General features: G+C 67.6%; 8 protein-coding genes. 5 read left to right on the top strand and 3 right to left on the bottom strand.

Annotated elements, in window-relative coordinates:
- Positions 1–286, bottom strand: a 286-nt coding sequence (locus tag B3446_RS09705; RefSeq protein WP_291380474.1) for an acyl-CoA dehydrogenase family protein, incomplete at its 3' end; no start/stop codon positions are given.
- Between the two features lie 11 nt (positions 287–297).
- On the bottom strand, positions 298–1,452 hold the full coding sequence (locus tag B3446_RS09710) for an acyl-CoA dehydrogenase family protein (protein ID WP_291380476.1): 1,155 nt from the start codon (positions 1,450–1,452) through the stop codon (positions 298–300).
- A gap of 206 nt (positions 1,453–1,658) precedes the next feature.
- On the opposite strand from B3446_RS09710, the gene bktB reads away from it, so the two are divergent.
- Complete coding sequence (gene bktB, locus B3446_RS09715) at positions 1,659–2,840, top strand: beta-ketothiolase BktB (RefSeq protein WP_175138076.1); 1,182 nt, start codon at positions 1,659–1,661, stop codon at positions 2,838–2,840.
- Between the two features lie 58 nt (positions 2,841–2,898).
- On the opposite strand, the gene B3446_RS09720 is transcribed toward bktB, so the two are convergent.
- On the bottom strand, positions 2,899–3,678 hold the full coding sequence (locus B3446_RS09720) for an IclR family transcriptional regulator (protein ID WP_291380478.1): 780 nt from the start codon (positions 3,676–3,678) through the stop codon (positions 2,899–2,901).
- Between the two features lie 113 nt (positions 3,679–3,791).
- On the opposite strand from B3446_RS09720, the gene B3446_RS09725 reads away from it, so the two are divergent.
- The 4 genes from B3446_RS09725 to B3446_RS09740 all read left to right on the top strand — a co-directional run.
- Positions 3,792–4,595 carry an enoyl-CoA hydratase gene (locus B3446_RS09725; protein ID WP_175138156.1) on the top strand — a complete coding sequence of 268 codons (804 nt, stop codon included), beginning with the start codon at positions 3,792–3,794 and terminating at the stop codon, positions 4,593–4,595.
- A complete protein-coding gene (locus B3446_RS09730; protein WP_291380480.1) occupies positions 4,592–6,676 on the top strand; it encodes an acetate--CoA ligase family protein in 2,085 nt (694 codons plus the stop codon). Before B3446_RS09725 ends, B3446_RS09730 begins: the two co-directional genes overlap by 4 nt.
- A gap of 32 nt (positions 6,677–6,708) precedes the next feature.
- Positions 6,709–7,677 (top strand): Bug family tripartite tricarboxylate transporter substrate binding protein, encoded by a 969-nt coding sequence (locus B3446_RS09735; RefSeq protein ID WP_191575768.1) that lies wholly within the window; start codon positions 6,709–6,711, stop codon positions 7,675–7,677.
- A 3-nt stretch (positions 7,678–7,680) separates the two neighbouring features.
- A partial coding sequence (locus B3446_RS09740) for an acyl-CoA dehydrogenase family protein (RefSeq protein ID WP_291380483.1) occupies positions 7,681–8,615 on the top strand: 935 nt, incomplete at its 3' end.

Consider the following 8,615-nt stretch of genomic DNA (forward strand, 5'->3'; position numbering starts at 1 on the left):
CCTGCGGCCGCTGCACGCGGCTCAGCCACGCGCCCGCCAGCAGCGTATGGGCAATGGGGTAGGGGCACAGATGGCGCCCCGCCGCCAGCACGACGGGCAGCGCATCGGTCAGGCCCAGGCCGGCGCCGCCATGATCTTCCCGCACCAGCGCGTCGGCGAATCCCGCATCCTCGCAGGCCTGCCACGTGTCGCCCGACGGCTGGCCCCGCTCCACGCGCCGGATGACATCCGGAGTGCAGGTCTGGGCGAAGAGGCGTTCGGCGGCATCGCCAAAAATGTTGTCCATGACGGTCGTCCTTATCGAAGGCCAAGGCCGCGGGCAATGATGCCGCGCAGGATTTCGCGGGTGCCGCCGCGCAGCGAGAACGTCGGCGCGACCTGTTCCAGATAGGCCAGCGTGCGCAGCAGTGGCAGCGGCACGGGGCGGTCGGGGTGCCGGCCCAGCGTATCGCCGATCAGGCGCGGAATGGCCTGTTCAAGTTCGGTGCCCAGATCCTTGACCAGCGACGCCTCGGTGGCGGGGCTCAGGCCCGCCGCCAGCTTGCCGGCCACGGCCAGCGACATCGCGCGCAACACCGCCATCTGCGACAGGATGCTGCCCATCGCTGTCCGGCTGGCGGCATCGGCATCGCTACCGTCATCGCGGCAATGCGCGAGCCAGCACTCCAGGAGGGCGATGCTGGAATACAGGCGTTCGGGGCCGCTGCGCTCGAAGGCCAGTTCCGCATTCACCTGGGCCCAGCCGCCGCCTTCCTCGCCGATCAGCGCCTCGGCGGGCAATTCGACGTTGTCGAAGAAGACTTCCGAAAAGTGCGCGTCGCCCGCCAGGTCTTCGATCGGGCGCACCGTCACGCCGGGCAACGACAGGTCCACAATCACCTGCGACAGCCCCTGATGCCGGTCCTCCGCGATGCCGGACGTGCGAACCAGCGCAATCATGTAGTGCGAACGGTGCGCGTTTGTCGTCCAGATCTTGCTGCCGTTCAACCGCCAGCCGCCCGCCACGGCTTCCGCTCGGGTGCGGATGCTGGCCAGGTCCGAGCCGGAACCGGGCTCGCTCATGCCGATGCAAAAGAACGCCTGCGCGGCGCAGATGCGCGGCAGATAAAAATCCTTTTGCGCTGGCGTGCCGTATTTCAGGATGAGTGGCGCGCTCTGGCGGTCGGCAATCCAGTGCGCCGACACCGGCGCGCCCGCGCCCAGCAATTCTTCGGACAACACGAACCGCGCGAAATGGCCGCGCGCCGCGCCGCCGTATTCGCGCGGCAGCGTCAGGCCCAGCCAGCCGCGCTCGGCGAGCTGCCGGCTGAAGCCCGCGTCAAAACCCATCCATGAACGGGCGCGCTCATCGGGCGCGAGGCCGTCCAGCGCATCGGCCAGGAAGGCGCGCACCTCGGTGCGCAAGGCTTCATCCTCGGGAGGAATGGCAGTGAGTTCCAGCGTGTCGATCATCAGTCGCTCCGGGTCAGGCAAGGGCGCCGCGACAGGCGCCGACGGCCACTATCCGGGAACGCACCGATAGCTGTCCAATATTATTTTGCGGGTTTGCGATATGGGTTTTGTATCGAGTGGCGGGCAGTATGATGGAACGCACTTCATGGACCGCATCGCGCGACCCACACCGCACGAACCACAACGCACCACAAGGAGGAAACACCATGAATGAAGTCATCGTCGCTTCGGCCGTCCGCACCGCCATTGGAGATTTCGGCGGCGCGCTCAAGGATGTGCCCCCCTGCGATCTGGGCGCCACCGTCATCCGGGCCGCGCTGGAACGCGCAGGCGTCTCGGGCGACGAAGTCGGCCATGTCGCTGTTGGTCACGTCATCAACACCGAGCCGCGCGACATGTACCTGTCGCGCGTGGCCGCCATGAATGCCGGCATCTCCAAGGAAACGCCCGCGTTCAACGTCAACCGCCTGTGCGGATCTGGCCTGCAGGCCATCGTGTCCGCCGCGCAAACCATCATGCTGGGCGATGCCGACATCGCCGTGGGCGCCGGCGCCGAAAGCATGAGCCGCGCGCCGTATATCGCCCCGGCCCAGCGCTGGGGCGCGCGCATGGGCGACAGCGTCATGCTGGACATGATGACCGGCGCGCTGTCCGACCCCTTCGGCAAGATGCACATGGGCGTCACGGCGGAAAATGTGGCCGCCAAATTCGGGATCAACCGGCAGGACCAGGACGCCACGGCCGCGGAATCGCACCGCCGCGCGGCCGCGGCGATCGACGCAGGCTACTTCCGCGACCAGATCGTGCCCGTGAAGATCAAGTCGCGCAAAGGCGAGATCGTGTTCGACACCGATGAACACGTGCGCCGCGACGTCACGGCCGACAGCCTGGCGACGCTCAAGCCGGTGTTCCAGAAGGAAAACGGCACGGTCACGGCGGGCAATGCGTCCGGCCTGAACGACGGCGCCGGCGCGCTGGTGCTGATGAACGCGTCTGTCGCGGCCAAGCGCGGCGTCAAGCCGCTGGCGCGTCTGGTGGCCTACGCGCATGCGGGCGTGGACCCCGACATCATGGGCATCGGCCCGGTGCCGGCCACGCAGGCGGCGCTCAAGCGGGCTGGCCTGACGGTCGACCAGCTGGACGTCATCGAGGCCAACGAGGCGTTTGCCGCGCAGGCATGCGCCGTGTCGCGCGAACTGAAGCTGGACGCCGCCAAGGTGAACCCCAACGGCAGCGGCATCGGCCTGGGCCATCCCATCGGCGCAACCGGCGCGATCATCACCACCAAGGCCCTGCATGAACTGCAGCGCGTGGGCGGGCGCTATGCGCTCGTGACCATGTGCATCGGCGGCGGGCAGGGCATCGCCGCGATCTTCGAACGGATCTGATCCGTTCGGTCCGAAAGGCCCGCGAGGTTCTGGCTGCGCCGGATCCTCGCGGGTTTTTTCATGGCGCTGCCTGGCCCAGATAATGTCTTGCCCACGCCTGGCATTCGGCGTGCAGCATTGCCCCCATCTGCACCCGCCGCGGTGCGTCGAGCCGGCTGCTGATCGCCCCAAAACTGAAGGCCACCCAGGTCAGCTCCGACACCGGAAACGCCACGCCCACACCCGACACGCCGGGCGTGATGGTGTCCACGATCTCGGAATATCCCGCATTGCGCGTCTGCCTGACCGCCTTCATCAGCGCGGTGCTGGAGACGCGGATCTGCGCGTAGCTGGCCGCATGCCTTGCGTACAGCGCGGCGATCTCGTCGTCCGGCAGCGCCGCCATCAGCGCCAGGCCGCCCGCGCCCACGCCCAAGAGCCGCCGTTCGCCCTGGTCGATGGTGAATACCTTGACCGGAAATGAGCCGGCCTCGCGCAGCAAACATAGCGCGTAGTCGCCCTGGCGGATCACCAGGAACACGGTGTCGCCAGACAGGCGTGCCAGCTTCTGCGCGAACGGGCGCAGGGCGTCCAGCAAAGGCGTGCGCCGCAAGGCGGCAAACCCCAGTTGCATCGAATCCACGCCCAGCCGATAACGGCGGGTGGCGCGGTCGCGTTCGGCGAACTGTTCTTCCAGCAGGCAACTGAGCAGGCGGTGCGCCGTGGAACGCTCCAGGCCGGTGGCGGCCATGACGCCCTGCAGGTCGATGCCGTCTTCCTGGTGCTGCGCCAGCACGCGCAACAGGCCGAGCGCGCGACGCATGCTCTGCGTGCCGCCGGTGGATCCTAGGTTGTTCATATTGTGGGAAAAATGTTTCGAATATTTTGTATTCTAGGATTTGCAGTGCGTTAATTCAATGCATGGAGATCGCGCTGCATCCGACGGCGCGGCATGACAAGGACGAGGAGACCATGGAATACGCCACCCTGGCCGTCGAACGGCACGACGCGGTATGCCGCATCAGTCTGGCCCGCGAATCCGCGCGCAATGCCCAGAGCCAGCAGATGCTGGATGAACTGGATGACGCCCTCTCGCGCGCCGAGCAGGACGATGCGGTGCGGGTGGTCATCCTGGCCGGCCGCGGCGCGCATTTCTCGGCCGGGCACGACCTGAAGGAAGCCCAGGCCAAGCGCGCCGACTTCACGGTCGAGGAACGCTGGGACTACGAGTCCCGCCGCTATTACGGGTATTGCCTGCGCATCTGGGACTTTCCCAAGCCCACCGTGGCGCAGGTGCAGGGCGCCTGCGTGGCGGGCGGATTCATGATCGCCAACATGTGCGACCTGGTGGTGTGTTCGGACACGGCGTACTTCTCGGACCCGGTTGGACACACCCTGGCCGCGGCCGCCACCGAGGTGCTGATCCATCCCTGGGTCATGGGGCTGCGAAAGGCCAAGGAAATGCTCTACACCGGCGAGAAGGTCGATGCGCAGGAGGCATTGCGCATCGGCATGGTGAACCGGGTGGTGCCGGAAGCGGAACTGGATGCCGCCACGCTGGCGCTGGCCCAGCGCATCGCGCAGGCGCCGCCGTTCGGACTGCGCCTGATCAAGCGGTCGCTGAACCGGACGGCCGACGCGCAGGGCTTTCGCACGGCGCTGTCGGCGCACTTCGACACGCATCAGTTGTCGCACCTGAGCGAGGAATTCCAGGCGGTGCGCGAGCGCGGCCTGGCGCAGGCCATCCAGCGCAACAAGAAAGGCGAAGCGGCATGACGTCCCGCCTTGATCCTCTGCTGAATCCGCGCTCGATCGCCATGATCGGGGCCAGCGCCAACCCGGGCCGCATTGGCGGCATGCCGCTGGAACTGCTGACGCGCTTTGGCTTCCAAGGCGGCATTTACCCGGTGAACCCGAAGTACCAGGAGGTCTTCGGCCTGCGGTGCTGGTCCGACATCGAAGCCGTGCCCGAGCCGGTGGACCTGGCGGTGCTGGCCATCGCCGCGGCCGACGTCACGCCCATGCTGCGGCGCTGCCATGCCAGGGGCATCCCTGCCGCCATCGTGTACGCCGCGGGCTTTGCCGAAGCGGGCGGCGAGGGCGCGCGTTTGCAGGACGAACTGGAGGCCTTCGTGTCGGAAAGCGGCATGGCGGTCGCGGGCCCGAATTGCATGGGATTCGCAAACCTGAACACGCAGGCGCATACCGCCTTCGCATCGGTCTTCAAGACCGCGCCCGCGCAGGAGGGGCCGGGCTCGGTCAGCCTGCTGACCCAAAGCGGCAACGTGTGCGCGGCGGTGTACGCGATCGCGCGCCGGCTGGGCCTGCCGTTTTCGCACTTCATCAACACGGGCAATGAGGCCTGCCTGGATTTTTCGCAGTACCTGGAATATCTGGCAGCGGACCCGCAGACGGAAATCGTGCTCGGCTACATCGAACAGTTGCGCGATGGCGGCCGCTTCGTGCGCGCGTGCCGCGAACTGGAGCGCCAGGGCAAGCTGCTGATCGCCTTGAAAGCGGGGGCCACCGACAAGGGCGCCCAGGCCGTGCAGTCGCACACGTCGGCGCTGGCCGGCGACCGCCGCGTGTATGCGGCGGCCTTTCGCCAGTTGAACGTCATTGAGGCCACGGATTTCGCGCAGATGGCGCATCTGGCCAGCCTGGCTACGCTGCGCCACCGCACGGCCGGCAAGCGCGTGGCGGTATTGACGATGTCGGGCGCGCTGGGCGCCATCCTGGCCGACAAGTTCATCAGCGCGGGGCTGGATTTGCCAGACCTGCCGCCGGATCTGCAGGACGTGCTGCGCGGCGGCATTCCGGATTACGGCATGGTCGGCAATCCGGTGGACGTGACCGGCAACGTGGTCAACGATCCCGCCTTTGTGCGCACCGTGTTGCACGCACTGGGCACGTCGGACGCCATTGACGCCGTGGTCGTTTATGCGCCCGGCTACATGCTGGACCGCATGGCCGATGCCTTGGCCGAAGCGTCCCGGCAGCATCGGCGGCTGTTCGTCGCCATCGATACGGGCCTCGCGCAAAGCCGTGCCGCGCTGCGCGAGGCGGAAGTCGCGGTGTTCGAGGACCTGGGTCTGGCCGTCGCGGCGCTGGCGCCATATTTGCTGTGGTGTGACGCGCGCACGGCCCGGCGGCAGGCGGCGGCGCCCGCATTGGATATGGCCAGCGCGCCGGCCCTCCCATGCAACGAAGCGGATGCTCGCGCCTACGTGGCCGCGTTCGGTCTGCCCCAGGCTGCCACTGCGGTGGCGCGCAGTGCGGAAGACGCCGTGCGCGATGCGCGCATTGCTGGCTATCCCGTTGCCCTGAAGATCCTGAGCCCCGACATCGCGCACAAGACCGAAGCGGGCGGCGTCGCGCTGAACCTCGCGGACGACGAGGCGGTGCGCGTGGCCTATGCCAATGTGACGCAGGCGGTGGCGCGCGCGCAGCCCGGTGCGCGCATCGACGGCGTCATGGTCCAGAAGATGGAGCGCGGCGTGGCGGAGATCATCGTCGGCGCCACGCGCGATCCGGTCTTCGGCCCCGTGCTGACGGTGGGCCTGGGCGGAGTGCTGACCGAGATCTACCAGGACACGAGCCACCGGCTCTTGCCGGTGGACGAGGACATCGCCTTGCAGATGTTGCAGGAGCTCAAGGCGTTTGCGCTGCTGGACGGCTTTCGGGGCAAGCCCCGGGGCGATCTGGCGGCGGCGTGCAGGAGCATCGTGGCTGTGGGCAACGCCTTGCTTGCCGCGCCTGCGCAGGTAGCGCAAATAGAAGTGAATCCCTTGCTGATCAAAGAGGCGGGACAGGGCGTCGCGGTGCTGGACGCGCTGATCCTGCCCGCAACCCCGTAGCGCGTCTGCGCATCCCTCAGGAGGAGACAAGCATGATCAAGACAATATTGGCCGGCATCGCACTGGCCTGCATCGGCGCCACGAGCGCCGCACAAGCCCAGGACACCTACCCCGCGCGCCCCGTGCGTATCGTGGTGCCGTTCTCGCCCGGCGGCGCGACCGACATCATGAGCCGTCTGCTGGCCGAGAAGTTGAGCGGAAAGCTAGGCCAGCCGGTGATCGTGGAAAACAAGCCGGGCGGCGGCACCCTGATCGCGTCCGATTACGTGTCCCGCGCCGAGCCCGACGGCTACACGCTGCTGATGGCCGCGTCGTCGCTGGGCATCGCGCCCAGCATCTACACCAAGGTCAACTACGATCCGGTCAAGGATTTCGCGCCGATCACGCAGGTGGCGTCGGTGGTGCACGTGCTGGGTGTGCACCCGTCGGTGCCGGCCAAGAACGTCGGCGAGCTGATCGCCTACCTGAAGGCCAATCCGGGCAAGGTGAGCTACGGCTCCGTCGGCACGGGCAGTTCAACCCACCTGGAGGCCGAACTCTTCAACAGCATGGCCGGCGTGCAGATGGCGCACATCCCGTACAAGGGCAGCGCGCCCGCGCTCAACGACCTGGTCGCGGGGCGTCTGCAAGTGATGTTCGATGCCTGGGCCTCGTCGGGCCCCTTCGTCAAGGACGGCAAGCTGCGCGCGCTGGCGGTCACGACGGCCAAGCCCTCGGCGTCATTGCCCGAGCTGCCCACGGTGGATGCGTCCGGCCTGCCGGGCTATTCGGCCATGCCGTGGCTGGGGCTGGTGGCGCCCGCGCGCACGCCGCAGCCTGTGATCGACAAGCTTTATCAGAACCTTGCACAGATCCTGCAGCAGCCCGACGTGAAGAAGCAGTTCGAGGGGCTGGGGCTGGACATCATCGGCAGTGATCCCAAGGCCTTCGGCGCGTTCATCCAGAAAGACGTGGCGACGTGGGCCAAGGTGGCGCGCGACTCGAACATCCGGCTGGAGTAACGCATGACGATGCAGGAAACCGCCGTGCCGGATGGCACGGCGCAGGAAGACGAGGCGTTCCGGCAGACGCTTCGAGACTGGCTTGACGCGGCCTACGCGGAATTTGCACGATCCTGGCCCCGCGGGGCCGACCCGCGCAATCTGGACTACCGGCGCGCCTGGGAAGACACGCTCTGCGCAAACGGCTGGTCCGGTCTGGGCTGGCCGGCGGCATACGGCGGCAAGGCGCTGCCGCTGTCGCGCCAGGCGGTCTTCCATGAAGAGCACGCGCGTTGCGGCGCACCGCTCGGCGTGAACCTGATCGGTCACGGCATCCTGGCGCCCACCTTGTTGCATTTCGGGTCCGAGGCGCAGAAGCAGCGCTTTCTGCCCGGCATCCTGTCGAACCGCGAGGTGTGGTGCCAGGGGTATTCCGAACCGGGCGCCGGTTCAGACCTGGCCTCGGTGCGCACGCGGGCGGAACCGGCGCCGGGCGGCTTCCGCCTGAACGGCCACAAGATCTGGACATCGTTTGCGGACCGGGCGCAGTGGTGCTTCGTGCTCGCGCGCACCGATCCGGATGCGTCCCGGCACAAGGGGCTGAGCTTTTTGCTCGTAGACATGCGCAGTCCCGGCGTGCGGGTCGAACCTATCCGGCAGCTCACGGGCGAAGCTGAATTCTGCGAGGTCTTTTTCGAGGATGTGTTCGTGCCGCAGGAAGCGCTGCTGGGCGGATTGAACCAGGGCTGGCGCATCGCCATGGCGGCCGCAAGCTTCGAGCGCGGCACGTACTTCATTCCGCGCCTCGTGCGTTTCGCGCAGGAACTGCGTCAGGTGCGCGCGCTGGCGATGCAGGCGGACCCGCACGGCCGCGTGCCGGCGTCGTCGGCATCGGTGCGCCACCGTTGGGCGCGGCTGGCGGCCGACAGCCACGTGCTGGCGCTGAAATCCCAGCGCGC

The organism is Achromobacter sp. UBA5777 (assembly GCF_002418565.1).
GTDB lineage: Bacteria > Pseudomonadota > Gammaproteobacteria > Burkholderiales > Burkholderiaceae_B > Achromobacter > Achromobacter animicus.